Consider the following 15,968-nt stretch of genomic DNA (forward strand, 5'->3'; position numbering starts at 1 on the left):
GTGGTGGGCTATCCCCAATTGGAAGAAACCGACTTAGCCCAGTTAGCTCCCTTGGCGAAATACTTACGCCATTGGTCGGCTTTACCAAAAGGCGCCAATGTGAACTTTGTGTCTACTACAAAAGTAGCGCAAAAGGACTTGCCGGCAGTTGAGAAAAAGAGCACCGATTCTGTGGAAAATAACTCATCCGCTTCAATTAACTCAGCTAGTCAAATCATGGTGCGCACCTATGAGCGGGGAGTGGAAGATTTCACATTGGCTTGTGGCACGGGTTCGGGATCTGTGGCGTATAGTCTTGTACAAAGAGGACTGACAGCTGGCGATACGCCCGTTGTGATTGATGTTTTAGGCGGACAATTAGTGGTGGCGGTCAATGGGAAGCAGCTGGATTTAATTGGCCCGACAAATATTGTGGTCAAAGGAATTTTGGTGGATGAAGATTTAGATTTGTAAGATAAAATGAAAGCCTCTTGCTAGCGGATAATCACTAGCAAGAGGCTTTTTTTATCATGTTGGGTTACGGCAAAATCTTAAACACAAATTTCTTAACCGCACCAGATGTATGGCTAACTCCGGTTTTATGAGCTTCATCCAACCAAAGCACCATCATATCATGGCTCGATTTATCTTTGGAATCAGCAGCTAACAATTCAAAGCGCTCACTATTTCCTTCTAATAGATAATAATCATCCTCACGATGGTACTCTCCGGCAACTAAAGCTTCCTCGCCGGCTAAATAAATCCGTTCTTCTCCTTCTAATATGACGTGAAGATCGATTTCCCGTTTGTGGGCTTCCCAACTTCGCTCTTCAAAACTAGCAGTCTCATAATTTAATAAACGCACTAGTACTTGCTCTGATAAGCGCTTTTCTTTAAAATCAACCGGATTTTGTTGCCAGTACATAAGAAAGTCTCTTACAACTTGCATCTGAGGAGCAATTTGGGCCAATTTGTTAAAATCTTTGTGGTTTGTGATCAACATAAAATAATTCTTCTCCTTTTTTATTAAAATTTTTTAATGATAATTTTCTGCTGTTTCAATATTGAAACCGTTTTTACTATAGCTCAAGAAAATGATTTTATCAATGGTTTAAATCAAGAAAATTATTTTCTTTAGATGGTGGATTCCTCAAAGCCCGCGAGGATTTTCGTTAAAGCACTCCTGTGTAAAATAATTTTCATCAAAATATAATGCAAGAAAATAATTATCGTAGTATAGTGAGTTCATAAATTAATGGAGGCGCTATCATGACAAAACTTATTTCTGCATTATTGGTACCATTTGACGAACAAGGAGCATTACAAGAAGAAGGCTTAAAGCAAGTTGTGGAATACAACATTACCGTAAATAAAGTCGACGGTTTATACGTTGGGGGCAGTACCGGGGAAAACTTCATGTTGGATACGGCTACTAAAAAACGGATTTTCAAAATTGTCAAAGAAACCGTGGGGGACCGCATCGACTTAATCGCCCAAGTGGGTTCATTGAATATTTACGAAGCCAAAGAATTAGCCGATTACGTGGTCAATGAATTGGGCTACAAAGTGATCTCTTCAGTGACACCTTTCTATTACAAATTTGACTTTGAAGAAATCAAAAACTACTACTTTGAAATCGTGAAAGACGTGGATGCGGAAATGATCGTCTACTCGATTCCAGCGTTAACTGGGGTTGATTTCAGCGAAGAACAATTTGGCGAATTGTTTGCCAATCCAAAAATTACCGGAGTGAAATATACCGCCGGCGACTTCTACTTAATGGAACGTTTGCGCTCTCGCTTCCCTGACAAATTGATGTTCTCAGGCTTTGATGAAATGCTATTACCAGCAGCAGCGGTCGGCATTGATGGAGCGATTGGTTCCACATTCAACGTGAATGCCAAGCGAGCTCGGGGAATTTTAGATGCTATGGAAGCTGGGGATTTAGCCAAAGCCCGCGCTTTGCAATCGGAAACCAACGATTTGATTCAAAAAGTGTTAGCAAATGGCTTGTACAACACATTGAAATTAATGCTGACAGAAAAAGGTGTGGCTATGGGCAATTGCCACTTGCCAATGAAAGCTGCTTCACCAGAACAAGTCGCAGTAGCCAAACAATTAGTGAAGGATTTTATGTAGTAGGGGGAAGTTGCCATGTCAAAAGAGCATGATTTTTTAACAGAAGTCAAAGGGAACTTGATTGTTTCTTGCCAAGCCTTAGCCGATGAACCATTGCACAGTCCTTTTATTATGAGTCGCATGGTTAAAGCCGCTTTAGAAGCAGGCGCTGCGGCAATTCGGGCCAATTCCATCGTGGATATTCAGTGCATTAAAGATGCCAATGATACAGCGGTAATCGGCATTATCAAACAAAACTACGGGGATTGTCCTGTGTTTATCACACCGACGTTAAAAGAAGTCCGGGCCTTGTGTAGCATTGGTTGTGAAGTAGTCGCTTTAGACGGCACCTTACGTCCTCGGCCTAATGGGGAAGACTTAGCTGAAGTGGTTGCCACCATTAAACAAGAGTATCCAGAAACATTGTTGATGGCAGATTGCTCCACATTAGAAGATGCCATCTATTGCGAAAAACTTGATTTTGATATCATCGCCACCACCCTTCACGGCTATACGGAAGAAACCAGCGGCCAAGATATTGCCGACAATGATTTTCAATTATTAGAGGAAATGCTAAAAGTCATCCACAAGCCAATTATTGTGGAAGGCAATATCAACACCCCCCAAAAAGCTGCACGAGTTTTAGAAAAAGGCGCTTATGCTGTGGTAGTGGGGGGCGCAATTACCAGACCACAATTGATTGCCAAAAAGTTTGTAGAGGCAGTCGCTGGCGTTGACAAGTAGTCAAAGGCAACTGTGGAGAAAAGGAAAGTGCCGAAAATAGGCGCTTTCCTCAGTTGTCAGTATGTTACAAGGAGGAGAAATAATTGGAAAAAACCGAATCTTTTGATGTGGCAAACAAAACCAAAGTCCGCAAAAAATTTCGGGGCATTGATAATCCCTGGAGCGGCTATTTGTTTATTGCGCCACAAGTCTTACTGATGTTAGTCTTCATTGTTTATCCTGTGATAAAAGGCTTTAAGATGAGCCTTTATGAAGTGTACGGCATGGATAAATATTTCGTCGGCTTACAAAATTTCATTGACCTGTTTCAAGATCCGATCTTTGTAAAATCAATTTTTAATACGATTTTCTTTGTAGTTGCCATTGTGATTGCCACCATTGTTTTTGCTCTTTTTGTGGCCACCACGGTCTACGATAAAAATCCCAAATATGTGTCTTTTATTCGAGGTAGCTATTATTTACCGGTAATTGTTTCCATGGTAGTAATGAGTATCATTTGGAACTTCTTATTAAATCCATCCAATGGTTTGATCAGTTATCTCTTGAATAATGTGGGCATTGAAGATGTGAATTTATTAGGTGATTCCCGCACAGTTATGCCGGTGATCATCTTTGTAACCTTTGTGGGAAATGTGGGCCAAGCAATTATTTTGTACATCGCAGCGATGATTGGTTTGCCGGAAGATCTCTTTGAAGCGGCCCAATTAGACGGTGCCACCAGATGGCAACGCATCCGCCATATTTTGATTCCTTTAATGCGTCCAACTACGATTTACTTGACGATTATTAACATTATTGCGGTTTTGAAAATCTTCGTCGTAATTCAATTATTAACGGGCGGTGGACCAAACAACGCTTCGGTGACTATGATGTATTACTTGTATCAAAATGCCTTTATTTACAACAATACCGGTGCGGCTTCTGCCATTGGGGTCTTGATGTTTGTGATTGCGATGCTCTTTAGCTTGCCCCAGTTGAAATCATTCTTGAAGTCAGATAAATAGGAGGTTATTCACGTGCTTACGAAATTAAAACGCATGGAAAAATTCGATTTAGTAACAAATGTAATCGTTTTTATTCTCGCTCTTTGTTTTTTACTACCCCTTTTTTGGCTGTTGACCAATACGTTTAAGACCTCTCCTGAAATTTACAAAATGCCACCGGATATTTTGCCCAATAAATGGTTTACTGGCAATTTAAAAGAGCTCTTCCAAGGACAACCGGCTTTGCAATGGATTTGGAACAGTTTCATCGTTTCGTTTCTCACCGGCTTACTCAGCGTGATTATCTCTGCTTTAGCCGCTTATGGTTTTGCCAAATTGCATTTTAAAGGTCGGACGGTGCTTTTTGTAGTGGTGATTGCCTCGATTATGGTGCCCAAAGAAACCTTTATCGTGCCACTGTTTGATGTGATTATTGGCTTAGATTGGATCGATACTTACCAGTCCATGATCGTACCGAACTTGGCTACCGGATTTGGGACCTTTATGTTGTACTCTTTCTTTAAAGACATTCCTGAATCATTGCGAGAATCCGCAAAACTAGACGGAGCCAATGAATGGACCATCTTTTACAAACTGATGTTACCCATTGTAAAACCAGGGATTGGGGCCTTGTTCATCTTGAACTTCGTCACTGCTTGGAATGATTACTTGTGGCAATTGTTAATGGCTCGCAGTAAAGAAATGAAAACATTGACCATTGGGGTTGCGAGTTTGCAACAAGACATCAACCCGAATATCGGGTTACGGGTTGCCGGAGCTGCTGTGGCGGCCTTGCCAATGTTGATTATCTTTATTTTATTCCAACGCTATTTCACTAAAGGTGCGACGGCTGGTGCAGTCAAAGAATAGCCAGAGATTCACAATTCAAGTAGGAAACAAGGAGGCAACGACTAATGAAGAAACTATCCTTAGTCCTATTAGCAGGACTGACACTATTGGGGCTTGCCGGCTGTGGCAAGGCCGATGCCAAAGCACAAAATGAAATTGATGTCTGGTTGACACCCCAGTGGAAAGGAACCTATAGCGCTGATGAAAAAGGCGCCGATTACGACAGCTTTTTGAAAACCGCAGCTAAAATGTACGAAAAAGAACATCCCGATGCGAAAATCAATGTCCAAGTGATTCCCGGGGATGAACGGGACAGCAAGATGAGTGTGGCAACCCAAACCAATACACTGCCAGATGTCTTCTTTGACTCTACCTTCGTCTTATCGGCTTATGCCCACCAAGGGTTATTGGATCCATTGGATGATGTGATCGACAGCAGCAGTAAAGACGATATCTCTGAGCAAATTTGGGACAATGTGAGCATCGGCGACAAGACTTATTTTTATCCTTTTGCTCAAAATCCCGGCACATTAGCCTATAATGCGGATATGTTTAAAGCAGCCGGTCTGGAAGAATACATCGCCGGAGAACACGAAATCGCCACTTGGAGCGTGGATGATTTTTATCAAATCTTGACCAAGTTAAAAGCCGCCAATGACAAAGTGGCCCCATTAGGCTTTTTCTGTAAAAACAACCAAGGGGACACTTGGAATATGATGTATTTGCGGATGTTTGGCAATCAATTCTTCAATGAAGCAGGAGATTTGATCGTCAATGAAAAATCCGGCGTCAAAGCATTAGACTTTTTAGAAAAACTCAAAGACGAAAAACTGATGGCAGCCGGACCAGAATCCTTGGTCAGTAACGATGTCAACGCCATGTTCCAAAACCAGCAAGTTGCTGTAAGTTTTTCCAACGCCATGCTCTTTAACGGCATGTTAAGCAGTATGGATGCTGGTACGGTGGCCCCTTTTGATGCTCGCCTAGCCAATGTGCCGGGAGAAGAAGTTCCAACTTCCTTTACCTACGTCTTAGGTTCTGGTGTCTTTAATACTAACGGGGACAAGCGCAAAGAATTAGCCAAAGACTTTGTGAAATTCTATTCGGAAAATGAAGAATTGATTCAAGCCAGTACCAACTTCTTGCCGGTACGCACCACGGTAGCTGACGCTCACAAAGCCACATTGCCATTTTGGGATGCCTATTTAGCCAACAATCAATACGTGGTGAACTTCTCTAACAACACCCCAGGCTATGCGGAAATGAGGAATGCGTTGTATCCTGAATTACAAGCAGTGATGACAGGAGAAAAGACTAGCCAAGAAGCATTGGATAATTTTGTCAAAACCAGTAATAAAGTAATTGAAAAAGGCCTCCGTCGTTCAAAAGCGATTGAGTAGACCAACAACCAGCCGATACCTTTTGGGTCGGCTGGTTGTGATGAAAGGAGCGAGTCAAATGGCTTATTATTTTTGTATCGACGTGGGAGGCACCAGCATTAAAAGTGGGGTCTATGATGAAAATGCCCAGTTAATCAAAGACCAGCCGGCAGTACCTTGCCAGAATACGCCTAATGAAAATCGTATTTTAAGTACGGTTCTTGACTTAGTCGAACAAGTATCAGTAGAATATGAGATAATTGGTGTAGCGATTTCAAGCTCTGGAGTGATGGATCCTTCTAAAGGCCAAGTCCTTTACGCTGGTTATACGATTCCTAACTTTCAAGGCACCGACTTTAAACAAGCCGTAGAAGAGCGCTTTAATATTCCCTGTGAAGTGGAAAATGATGTCAATGCAGTTTTATTAGGAGAAGCCTGGCGGGGACAACTTTTAGCTAAAAATAATTTAGTCTGTCTGGCCATCGGCACCGGTATCGGCGGAGCGGTCTATCAAAATGGCGATTTAGTCCGGGGGCGGAATTATTCAGCCGGTGAAATCGGCTATTTAAATGTGGACGGTCACTATTTCCAAGACTTGGCTTCCACCAGTGCATTGGTTAAAAAAGCCCAAGGGACATTTTCTGAGAGTGATTTAAACGGTCGGCTCATTATGGAACGGGCTCAAGCTGGCGATAAAAAAATGCTAGCCTTGTTAGATGAGTGGTTGACGGATTTAGCCAAGGGGATCACTTCATTGATGTATCTCTTAAACCCAGAAACCATCATTCTCGGTGGGGGCATTATGGAACAAGTGGCGTTTATCAAACCACGACTAGAAGCTAAAATTCAAGAACAAGTCATTGATCCTTTCTTTGGGCAAAGTCCTTTGTATTTTGCCAAACTCGGCAATCGGGCGGGGATGGTAGGAGCCTTGTATCATTTCCTTTCAAAAAATAAACAGCAAGCTTAGTCTTAGGGATAAGCAGGAGGTACATAGATGGATATTCTGCAAACGATTCAACATCAATACAACAAGCTGTCTGACAAAGAACAGGCAATTGCGAATTATGTACTTCAAAACGACCGTAGTTTGCAAAACATGACCATTACCAATCTGTCTCAAATCACTGGGGCTTCTCCTTCCACCATTACCCGCTTTTGCCGGAAAATGGGGGCAGAATCCTATGTGGATATGAAGATGAAAATCAATTCGTTGTCCAATAAAATCGAAGTGGAACACGACGATCATATTGACCAAATCTTTTATTATTACAATAAAATTATCGACATGACCAATAAAAGCTTGGACAAACAACTGATTTATGACGCCATTAAAAAAATTAAAGAAGCCAAGCGGATTTACATCTACGGCTTAGGCAGTTCGGGCTTTACCGCCGAAGAATTGAACTTGCGCTTTTTGAAGATGGGCATCACCGCCCGTTGTTTAACCAATACCCACTTGATGCTCATTGGGAGTGCCACTTTAACCGAAGACGATTTGGTGATTGCCATTTCTTCTTCTGGAGGCACCGATGAAATCGTGGAGACATTGGATATTTGTAAAGAGCGAGGGGCGGGGATTATTTCCATCACTTCGTTTGCGGATAGTTATATTTCCGAAATCAGCGATATTTCCTTGGTGGTCTTTAGTAGTAAATTTGCCGATGAAAAGAAATTCGTCAATACCCAGTTTGCCATCATCTATCTGCTGGATATCATCACCACTATTTTAATGAACCAAGATGAGAACTACACCTTAAATTACGATAAAGCCGACGATATGATGACCAGACGCAATCGCTATGCCAAACCTACGTGAATTTAGGAATACAAAAGGATGGTGACAATCGTCCCATCACCGTCCTCCAAACCGAACAATACCAAACGTGAGACGCAAGCAAAAGAAGGCTATCTTCCATTAAAAATCATTGGAAGATAGTCTTCTTTTCATAGCTAAAAATCTCAAACGCTAACTAATCTGTGTTTCTCAAGCTAAGTCAGCGTAATTGCTAGTTGAACTTAGCGATTTTTGCTTAGTTCAACTGTACTAGGCGACTGAAAGGAGCGTAGTAACCTCGTATGGTCATGTTCTCTCTGCGGACTATGACACAACGATTGACATCATATATTTCCTTGAGAAGTATGTTAGAATATTTACTATTTATCACTTGGAAATGACTTATGGCACATCCTTTTATACTTTAAAACAACTCTCCGAAAAAGACTCCTTGGAAAAAGGATAAACTGAGGAAAATTAAAAACAGCACCGTTAGTTGAATCGGTAAGCCTTGTAAGAAGTCTGGTATGGGGGAAAGCTTCAAGCGTTCTTTAATCCCAAAATATAACAAGGAACAAACAAAGAAGAAAAGTATGCCGACCCCATACATCAGCCAATTATGACCTTGCAGGCTACTGTCTGCCAAATCCAACTGCCAAGATAAAGCCAGATTTACTACTATTGGCAAGACCAGTAAAGCTCCCTGCATGTCTTTTGCTAGACGCTTTCTGGTGAGGTAGAAAAGCTCCCCACTAAAAAACAACGTAATCAAGCTTAGTAAAAAAGGAGCTAAGACTACAGCATTTCCGCCAATTGCAATACCGAAATTTACGAGCCAAAAGACAGCGAAGCCCCATAAAGCCGCTACTGAAATTAAAAAACTAGTCGCCACGCCTTTACTAAAAGGAGTGGTTTTTTTGCCGATTTGACTGGGTGTTTTCTGGGCTTGGTAATCCACAAGTAAAATAATGCAAAAACAAACGAGACGGATTGGTACACTCATTTTGATTCCCCCCAACCTTTGATTTTAAAATTGCCCAAGGTCTTTTCTTCTCCTAAAACTCGCTGGCGTATTAAGCGGTCAATCAACGGGGTAGCGCAGTTCATGGTGAGAATGGCATAACTGACGCCTTCGTAAGTCGCGCCTAAAAAGCGGAAGAGGAGCACCAAAAGACCGATTCCTAGCGCATATAAGGATTGACCAAATCGAGTAGTTGGGCTAGAAGCATAATCCGTTGCCATAAAAATCGCCCCTAATAATAACCCGCCGCCGAATACATGGCCTAAAACCATCTTAAGACTAGCTAAACTGCCACTTTCAGCAAAAAGCCAAGCGCCGATTGCCACTGTGCCCACAATAATCAAAGGAATCTGAGGTTGGATGATTTTTTTATAGACTAATAAAACAAAGGCAAGAATCAGTAACAAACTGCTGGTTTCCCCAATCCGTCCCCCGGTGTTGCCGAGAAAAGCTTGCCACAATTCTTCACCGCTTAAAGCTTGTCCGGCCTTCATTTGAGCTAAAGGAGTAGCTTTCGTTACCACATCAGGGGCAATTTTAGCAAAGGGGGGATTGGGCCAGCTGATTTTGAACATTTCTTCAAAAAATAATGCTACCAACAGCGCCCGACCAGCTAAGGCGGGATTTAAAAAATTATACCCAATCCCGCCAAAGCATTCTTTCACCACAATAATGGCAAAACAGGAGCCGATTACTGGAAAATACCAAGGAGCAGAGGGGGGCAAATTCATAGTCAATAAAACCGCCGTTACCACAGCACTTAAATCCCAAGTCAAAGCTTGGTTACGCCATTTGAACCAAAGCACTTCACAAATTTGGGCGCTAGCTGCGGCAATGAAAAATAAGAGGTAAACCCGCCAGCCAAATAAATATCCAGCTAGTAAGACCATCGGCGTTAAGGCAATAAGCACCCATTTCATAATCTCTCTAGTGGTGGTATCACCGACTAAGTGGGGCGAGTCGGCGAGCTGTAAGTCAGTTTTTGTCATTGTCGGCCAACTCCTTTTTGATTTGTTTGATTTTATTGCTGGCTTTGGTGATGTTGCTGGCTAAATTTCGCCGAGCAGGACAAACATAGGTACAACAACCACAATTAATACAACGAGTAGCCACCAGTTGCTCACAAGTGAATAAATCTTCTGCCCGATAAGCTAGGTCAATATTTTGCGGTTCGATGTTTACGGGACAGACCTCCACACAGCGATTGCAGCGAATACAAGGCTGCTCGCAAGTTTCGGACACTTCACCGTCGCTTAATACCAATAAACCATTGGCACCTTTCGTTAAAGGAGTGTCTAAATCAGGGAGGGTTCGACCCATCATGGGGCCACCTTGGAGAATTTTGACCGCTTGCGAACTTGTTCCGCCACAAAAGGCTAGTAAATCTTTAGCCATGGTGCCAAAAGGAAAAGAGACCACTTGGGGCGTGTTGACCGTACCTGTTACAGTAATAAAACGCCGGGTCAAGGCTTTTCGCTCATTGACTGCTTGGGCAATTCCAAAAGCTGTGGCCACGTTTAAAAGCACCACCCCCACATCTCCCGGTAAACCGCCAAAGGGAATTTCTCGACCTAATAAAGTTTGGACTAATTGCCCTTCGCCACCTTGAGGATAGGTGATGGGGACAGAAAGGACTTTGCAATGGGGTAAACCCAGTTCTTTAGCAGTTTGATTCATAACGGCAAAAGCTTCTGGAGTGTCTTCTTCCACTGAGACCAACAAATATTTGGCCCCTAAAATGTTTCGGGCAATTTCCCCACCTTGAAGAATTTTTTGGCTTTCTTTTTGCATTAAATAATCATCAGAAGATAAGAAGGGTTCACATTCAGTGCCGTTTAAAATCACGTATTCAATGCTTTGATGATCAGGAGGACTGAGTTTTACATGGGTGGGAAATGTGGCGCCCCCTAAGCCCACAATCCCCGCTGCTTGAATTGCTTCAAGAGGAGCTAAGTTTTCTGGTAGCAGTCTTTCTGCTGTCTTTTCTGACGAATTTCTTTCAATGAGGATGGCCTTTTGCACACCGCCACCTAAAGCGGGAACTTCTTTAATGCCAGTGACATTTCCGCTAATCGAAGCGTGGACGCGCCCTGAGACAAAGGCGGAACTTTTGGCGATAACTTGACCGGCTACAACCTGATCCCCTACAGCTACCACAGCTTCATTTGGGGTGCCGATGTGTTGAGTTAAGGGGATGGCCACTTGGGTTGGCTCAAAATAAGCGACGTCTTTTTTTCTTACATGGAATCGTTGCTTCAATTTTCTCATACTGGGATCAAAATCAATTCCTCCCGAAAAAGTGTGTAATTTCATCAATCTCCCTCCTTTTGAAAACGCTTTATTTTTATCGTAACATAAGGAGAAAATTCACAAAAGCGATAACTCACCTCCAAGAGGGCAGTTTCTTTAGAAAAACTTTATACAAATTACTTTAAAGTGGGAAAGACGGGTTCGTTTCCTTTGAAAACAAAGAGGTAATAGGATTAGTTTTGAAAGCGTATGCAAAATCTTTGGTGCAAAGGAGTAATTCTACTATACTGAAAGTGACGTAAATTAAAATAGGAGGGATTTTTGTGAAAAAACCAGCAGAACTTTTGGACAAAGAATACGGCTTGTACATTGACGGTCAGTGGACGAAGGGGACAAAAGGGGCTACATTAATGTCGACTAATCCTAGTAATGGAGAGGATTTAGCCAGTTTTATCAATGCCACCAATGAAGACGTGGATCAGGCGGTGGATGCTGCTCGGGCGGCTTTTGATACTTGGAGTAAAATTAGCACCATTGAACGCAGTGGCATTTTATTGGCCATAGCGGATGTCTTGGAAGAAAATCTTCAGAGCCTAGCTCAAATCGAAACTTATGACAATGGCAAACCAATTCGCGAAAATTTAGAAGGAGATATTCCCTTAGCGATTGACCATTTTCGTTATTTTGCAGCGTTGGTGCGCTCTGAAGAAGGGGCTATTAAAGAATTAGATGATAAGACATTGACCATGGTTTTAAAAGAACCAATTGGAGTAGTGGGCCAAATCGTTCCTTGGAATTTTCCTTTGTTAATGGCGGCTTGGAAGATTGCTCCTGCTTTAGCGGCAGGCAATACCATTGTGATTCATCCTTCTTCTGCCACACCCTTAAGCTTATTGGAAGCTACGAAACTCATCGGTCCTTTATTGCCAAAAGGAGTCTTAAATGTAATCACTGGTAAAGGTTCTGAGTCTGGAGATTACATGCTGACTCATCCCGGCTTTAACAAATTGGCCTTTACTGGTTCTACGGAGGTGGGCTATGTAGTAGCCAAAGGAGCAGCCAAAAACTTGATTCCCGCCACTTTGGAATTAGGAGGCAAATCTGCTCATATTATCTTTGACGATGCCAATTTTGACCAAGGAATAAAATTGGCTCGCAGCGGTATTTTGACCAATCAAGGTCAAGTTTGTTCAGCAGGCAGTCGCCTTTTGGTACAATCAGGTATTTACGATGAGTTTTTGAAGGCGTTAGTGGCGAGCTTTGAAGCCGTCAAAGTTGGCTTGCCTTGGGAAGAAGACACGGAGATGGGCGCTCAGATTAACGAAGGCCAAGTCGAAACAATTTTAGATTACATCAAAATTGGCAAAGAAGAAGGCGCCCAAGTAGCGTGTGGAGGGACACGCTATGAAGAAGGAGACTTAGCAAAAGGTGCCTTTGTGAAGCCGACGATTTTAACCAATGTTACCAATGATATGCGAGTAGCCCAAGAAGAAATTTTTGGTCCAGTGTTAGTGGTGGAGAAATTTGAAGATGAAGCTGAAGCGATTGCCCTAGCCAACGATTCTGACTACGGTTTAGCTGGCGGGGTGTGCACCAAAGATATTAACAAAGCTTTTCGAGTTGCCAAAGCGGTGAAGACGGGGACGATGTGGATCAATACTTATGGAGAATTACCCGCAGGCACACCGTTTGGGGGCTATAAGAAATCCGGGATTGGACGGGAAACCTACAAGACGATTTTAGATGCCTACAGTCAGACGAAAAATATTTATTTGAAGTTGGAATAAGTCTGCTTGGAGAAAATAGGAAAGGAGTCAAAACCAACTTGCCTGCAAAATGCTTGGGCAAGTTGGTTTTTGTTTTCATGTTCCTTTTTTAGTCTTTGTGCTACCATAAAGACAAAAAAGGAAGTGGCTCCATGTGTAAAGCAGTTTTATTTGATTTTAATGGTACGCTTTTGCCAGATTCGCCGCAAAATGAGGCAGCCTGGTTGGAATTTGCCAAAACCAAAGCGGGCAAGCTCTTAACGCCGGCAGAATTTCAAGAAAACGTCCACGGCAAGAACAATCGCTTAGTTTTGGAATATCTCTTTGAGCGTTCATTGACTAAAGATGAAGCCTTAGTGTTAGGAGAGCAAAAGGAAGACATTTACCGGGAGATGGTTCGCAAAACTCCTGCCACCCAGCAATTAATGCCAGGAGCACCGGAATTTTTGGATCATTTGAAAGAACAAGGTATCCCTGTAAATATCGCCACCGCAGCAGGCTTTGGCAATGTCAGTTTCTATTTTGAATTTTTTGCCTTGGATCGTTGGTTTGATTTTGAGACCATCGTCTATGACAACGGCAATATGAACAGCAAGCCCGCACCGGATTATTACTTACAAGCGGCGGCTAAAATCAATGTAGACCCAAAAGAAGCGGTGATTTTTGAGGATTCTCACTCGGGTCTCTTAGCAGCCGAAAATGCCGGTGCCAAAAAAATCATCGCCATCGAAACTGGCGATAATCGCAAAGCGTTAGCGGCATTAAAAATTGCCGATGTAATTGTGCCGGATTATTTTGCAAAAGAAGTCAAAACCTTGTTTTAATTGATACTGTGCAATCCAAAAAGGAGCAGACCCTAGCATAGTTGGGCTTGCTCCTTTTCGTTGTCTTATTGTTATTAATTATTCGGCAGTATCGGGTAAAACTACCGGTTCACCGGCTTCTCCCGCAACTTTTTCTTCAGGATGGTTCACTACAGCTTCCACCAACTCCCGATTGCCACTTCTAGTGGAGAGAGAATCATTAATCAAATTGACCAAATCTAAGCCGGTGGTTTCTTTAATGGTTTCAAAAGTACGAGCTAGTCCGGCTTGGCCCATTTCGGGTAGGCCGTCACCAGCCCCGAAGCTGACCACTTTGTCGATATTAGACAATGGCGCATTGACTTCTTTGGCAATAGCAGGGAGCACTTTGATAAATTCCATCAAAATCCCGGCTTCGTTTAGCTTGGTCAAGGCAATAGCCATCTTTTCCCGACTTTCGGCTTCTGCCACACCGACTTTGGTGATTTTTTCGGCGTCGGCATTCCCCAGTTTTTCGATCCGTTCCGCTTCGGCTTGAGTAGCGAGACGGACTTTTTCGGCTTCCGCTTCGGCTTGAGCGATTTGGCGGGCTTTGTCCGCTAAAGCGTTTTGTTCTACTACATATTTATCGGCTTCAGCTTTTTTACGAAGGGTGGCGGTGAGTTCTTTTTCCGTCAATTCAGCTTGTTTGGCTTGAATTTCAATGTTTTTATCTTGCTCGATTAAGTTGACTTTCATTTTTTCCGCTACGGCCACTTGTTCCGCTTGGGCTTGAGCCACTTCTTGTTCTTGTTGATAGTGGGCTTGTTTTAGGGCCATGTCTTTGTTGGCTTCCGCGATTTCGGTTTTGCGGCGAATTTCTTCGTGTTGGGCCAACTGTTCATTTTCCGCTTGCTTAATCCGGGTTTCTCTTAAGGCGTTACTTTCCGCCACTTCCGCATTTTTCTTAACTTCCGCGATTTGAGGCCGTCCCAGGGCATCCAAATAACCATTGGGATCAGAGACATCTTTAATGGTGAAAGAGACGATTTCCAAGCCCATTTTTTTCAAGTCGGTAGAGGCCACTTGTTGGACTTGTTCGGCAAAGTCATCCCGATTTTTATAAATGGCTTCTACAGTCATGGTGCCGAGAATCGCCCGCAAATGACCTTCCAAAACTTCTTTGGCTTCGTCTTCTAATTCTTCGGTGGACTTGCCTAAATATTGTTCCGCCGCGGTTTTAATGGCTTCTGTGGAGTTGCCAATCTTCACCAAGACGGTAGCAGAAGCTTTAATGGGTACCCCTTGTTCGGTGTAAACTTCTGGCGTGCCAATTTCCAATTTATGGGTCAAAAGGCTTAAGGTATGGGCTTTTTGGATAATCGGAATCACAAAAGTTCCGCTGTTTTTCAAAATTTTGATGCCTTCACTACCTAATAAAGAGCCGGTGACGATTAAAGCCTCGTCTGGTTTGCCGATGCGGTAGCGCACCATGAGAAAAATCAGGAAAAAAATGACCAGAATTGCGATTAAAATAACGTTAAACATATTTTCACTCCCTTAAATAAATTGTTTGTTACGGACAACTAATGCAATTCCTGATTCATCAAAAGCGATAATCAGGACCTTGGTACCAACAGGATAAAGAGTATCTTTAGCAATTTCGTCTTCGTCAAAGAGGCGGGCAGGATGGACTGAACCCCCGCTAGAACTGGTTTCCATCACTTCGCCTGTGGACTTGCCATGGATTTTTGCGGTCAACTCTCCTGTGACATAGTCAGCCTCAGGCATGACATTGTTTTGATTGCCATCGGTGAGACGATTGTACAGCCACATGAAAGGCGCAAAGAGCAAAGAAAACAAGAGACTTAACACCACCAAGGCGACTACCGCCAAAATAAGCCAAAGCAAAACTTGTCCAGCAAAAGGCCAGCCTTGTAGTTGTGTATGTACCCAATCAAACAGTTCCATCTCTTTTCACCGCCTTCTTAAGCTACCCCCATCATATGCCATTCTTCCCGGCGCTTCAAGGAAAATCGGTCCGCTTCATCAACAGAAAAGACAAAGAAAAATGGGATTAATATAGGAAGAAAACTGTTAAAAAAATTTTTTTCTTAGTGTAAAGATAACGATTTTTCTAAAATCAATAGAATGATTGTTGTTTTTTTATTTTGAAAATCGCGAAAAAAACAATAACAAGAATAATTAAAGCGTCCTAATCACGTTTTCATATTAAATGTCCTTTTGCATAAGATTTTTGCAATATTTATACTTTTATTTTGGAAAAAATTATGTGAAAATGAGTATATGGAAAGAGTGA

General features: G+C 42.5%; 15 protein-coding genes and 1 pseudogene. 10 read left to right on the forward strand and 6 right to left on the reverse strand.

The features are described 5' to 3' along the window. A pseudogene (locus tag AB5754_RS05420) lies at nucleotides 1-453 on the forward strand (diaminopimelate epimerase); the annotation flags it as partial. Nucleotides 454-517: 64 nt separating this feature from the next. Here AB5754_RS05420 and AB5754_RS05425 read toward each other — a convergent pair. Beyond that, nucleotides 518-982, reverse strand: a complete 465-nt coding sequence (locus tag AB5754_RS05425; RefSeq protein WP_368250725.1) for a YhcH/YjgK/YiaL family protein — start codon at nucleotides 980-982, stop codon at nucleotides 518-520. A 266-nt stretch (nucleotides 983-1,248) separates the two neighbouring features. On the opposite strand from AB5754_RS05425, the gene AB5754_RS05430 reads away from it, so the two are divergent. The 7 genes from AB5754_RS05430 to AB5754_RS05460 all read left to right on the forward strand — a co-directional run bounded on the left by AB5754_RS05430 (nucleotide 1,249) and on the right by AB5754_RS05460 (nucleotide 7,871). After that, the gene (locus AB5754_RS05430; protein ID WP_368250727.1) at nucleotides 1,249-2,118 is read left to right on the forward strand and encodes an N-acetylneuraminate lyase; all 870 of its coding nucleotides are present in this window, start codon (nucleotides 1,249-1,251) and stop codon (nucleotides 2,116-2,118) included. 15 nt (nucleotides 2,119-2,133) lie between these two features. Next, a complete protein-coding gene (locus tag AB5754_RS05435; protein WP_368250729.1) occupies nucleotides 2,134-2,841 on the forward strand; it encodes an N-acetylmannosamine-6-phosphate 2-epimerase in 708 nt (235 codons plus the stop codon). Between the two features lie 107 nt (nucleotides 2,842-2,948). Next, nucleotides 2,949-3,845, forward strand: coding sequence for a sugar ABC transporter permease (locus AB5754_RS05440; RefSeq protein WP_311834429.1), 897 nt, complete (start codon nucleotides 2,949-2,951; stop codon nucleotides 3,843-3,845). A gap of 12 nt (nucleotides 3,846-3,857) precedes the next feature. Continuing rightward, on the forward strand, nucleotides 3,858-4,694 hold the full coding sequence (locus tag AB5754_RS05445; protein WP_311834294.1) for a carbohydrate ABC transporter permease: 837 nt from the start codon (nucleotides 3,858-3,860) through the stop codon (nucleotides 4,692-4,694). A 44-nt stretch (nucleotides 4,695-4,738) separates the two neighbouring features. Beyond that, nucleotides 4,739-6,073, forward strand: coding sequence for an extracellular solute-binding protein (locus AB5754_RS05450; RefSeq protein ID WP_368250732.1), 1,335 nt, complete (start codon nucleotides 4,739-4,741; stop codon nucleotides 6,071-6,073). A 58-nt stretch (nucleotides 6,074-6,131) separates the two neighbouring features. Further along, nucleotides 6,132-7,022, forward strand: coding sequence for an ROK family protein (locus AB5754_RS05455; protein WP_368250734.1), 891 nt, complete (start codon nucleotides 6,132-6,134; stop codon nucleotides 7,020-7,022). A 27-nt stretch (nucleotides 7,023-7,049) separates the two neighbouring features. Then, nucleotides 7,050-7,871 carry a MurR/RpiR family transcriptional regulator gene (locus AB5754_RS05460; protein ID WP_311834291.1) on the forward strand — a complete coding sequence of 274 codons (822 nt, stop codon included), beginning with the start codon at nucleotides 7,050-7,052 and terminating at the stop codon, nucleotides 7,869-7,871. Between the two features lie 382 nt (nucleotides 7,872-8,253). Here the strand turns inward: AB5754_RS05460 and AB5754_RS05465 are convergent, their stop codons facing one another. The 3 genes from AB5754_RS05465 to rsxC are packed head-to-tail and all read right to left on the reverse strand — an operon-like array spanning nucleotide 8,254 to nucleotide 11,163. Then, a complete protein-coding gene (locus AB5754_RS05465; protein ID WP_368250736.1) occupies nucleotides 8,254-8,832 on the reverse strand; it encodes a hypothetical protein in 579 nt (192 codons plus the stop codon). After that, a complete protein-coding gene (locus tag AB5754_RS05470) occupies nucleotides 8,829-9,839 on the reverse strand; it encodes an RnfABCDGE type electron transport complex subunit D (protein ID WP_368250738.1) in 1,011 nt (336 codons plus the stop codon). The genes AB5754_RS05465 and AB5754_RS05470 overlap by 4 nt, the downstream gene beginning before the upstream one ends. Then, on the reverse strand, nucleotides 9,826-11,163 hold the full coding sequence (gene rsxC, locus AB5754_RS05475) for an electron transport complex subunit RsxC (protein WP_368250740.1): 1,338 nt from the start codon (nucleotides 11,161-11,163) through the stop codon (nucleotides 9,826-9,828). The genes AB5754_RS05470 and rsxC overlap by 14 nt, the downstream gene beginning before the upstream one ends. A gap of 254 nt (nucleotides 11,164-11,417) precedes the next feature. Between rsxC and AB5754_RS05480 the strand changes: the two genes are divergently transcribed. Continuing rightward, nucleotides 11,418-12,887, forward strand: a complete 1,470-nt coding sequence (locus tag AB5754_RS05480; RefSeq protein WP_368250805.1) for an aldehyde dehydrogenase family protein — start codon at nucleotides 11,418-11,420, stop codon at nucleotides 12,885-12,887. Nucleotides 12,888-13,018: 131 nt separating this feature from the next. Then, nucleotides 13,019-13,690, forward strand: a complete 672-nt coding sequence (locus AB5754_RS05485; protein ID WP_368250743.1) for an HAD family hydrolase — start codon at nucleotides 13,019-13,021, stop codon at nucleotides 13,688-13,690. A gap of 78 nt (nucleotides 13,691-13,768) precedes the next feature. On the opposite strand, the gene AB5754_RS05490 is transcribed toward AB5754_RS05485, so the two are convergent. Then, entirely contained in the window at nucleotides 13,769-15,196 is a 1,428-nt protein-coding gene (locus AB5754_RS05490; RefSeq protein WP_368250745.1) for a flotillin family protein, read from the reverse strand. Nucleotides 15,197-15,208: 12 nt separating this feature from the next. Then, nucleotides 15,209-15,619 (reverse strand): hypothetical protein, encoded by a 411-nt coding sequence (locus tag AB5754_RS05495; protein WP_368250747.1) that lies wholly within the window; start codon nucleotides 15,617-15,619, stop codon nucleotides 15,209-15,211. Between the last annotated feature and the right edge of the window lie 349 nt (nucleotides 15,620-15,968).

Origin of the sequence: Enterococcus sp. 2201sp1_2201st1_C11_2201SCRN_220225, assembly GCF_040925905.1 — a bacterium.
GTDB classification, from domain to species: Bacteria; Bacillota; Bacilli; order Lactobacillales; family Enterococcaceae; genus Enterococcus_C; species Enterococcus_C asini_A.

Excerpts from the sequence above, each read along its gene's own strand:
- AB5754_RS05435 (WP_368250729.1), top strand. The coding sequence starts at position 2,134 with ATGTCAAAAGAGCATGATTTTTTAACAGAAGTCAAAGGGAACTTGATT.
- AB5754_RS05455 (WP_368250734.1), top strand. The coding sequence starts at position 6,132 with ATGGCTTATTATTTTTGTATCGACGTGGGAGGCACCAGCATTAAAAGT.
- AB5754_RS05490 (WP_368250745.1), bottom strand. The coding sequence starts at position 15,196 with ATGTTTAACGTTATTTTAATCGCAATTCTGGTCATTTTTTTCCTGATT.
- AB5754_RS05470 (WP_368250738.1), bottom strand. The coding sequence starts at position 9,839 with ATGACAAAAACTGACTTACAGCTCGCCGACTCGCCCCACTTAGTCGGT.
- AB5754_RS05485 (WP_368250743.1), top strand. The coding sequence starts at position 13,019 with ATGTGTAAAGCAGTTTTATTTGATTTTAATGGTACGCTTTTGCCAGAT.
- AB5754_RS05460 (WP_311834291.1), top strand. The coding sequence starts at position 7,050 with ATGGATATTCTGCAAACGATTCAACATCAATACAACAAGCTGTCTGAC.
- AB5754_RS05450 (WP_368250732.1), top strand. The coding sequence starts at position 4,739 with ATGAAGAAACTATCCTTAGTCCTATTAGCAGGACTGACACTATTGGGG.
- AB5754_RS05425 (WP_368250725.1), bottom strand. The coding sequence starts at position 982 with ATGTTGATCACAAACCACAAAGATTTTAACAAATTGGCCCAAATTGCT.
- rsxC (WP_368250740.1), bottom strand. The coding sequence starts at position 11,163 with ATGAAATTACACACTTTTTCGGGAGGAATTGATTTTGATCCCAGTATG.
- AB5754_RS05430 (WP_368250727.1), top strand. The coding sequence starts at position 1,249 with ATGACAAAACTTATTTCTGCATTATTGGTACCATTTGACGAACAAGGA.
- AB5754_RS05465 (WP_368250736.1), bottom strand. The coding sequence starts at position 8,832 with ATGAGTGTACCAATCCGTCTCGTTTGTTTTTGCATTATTTTACTTGTG.
- AB5754_RS05495 (WP_368250747.1), bottom strand. The coding sequence starts at position 15,619 with ATGGAACTGTTTGATTGGGTACATACACAACTACAAGGCTGGCCTTTT.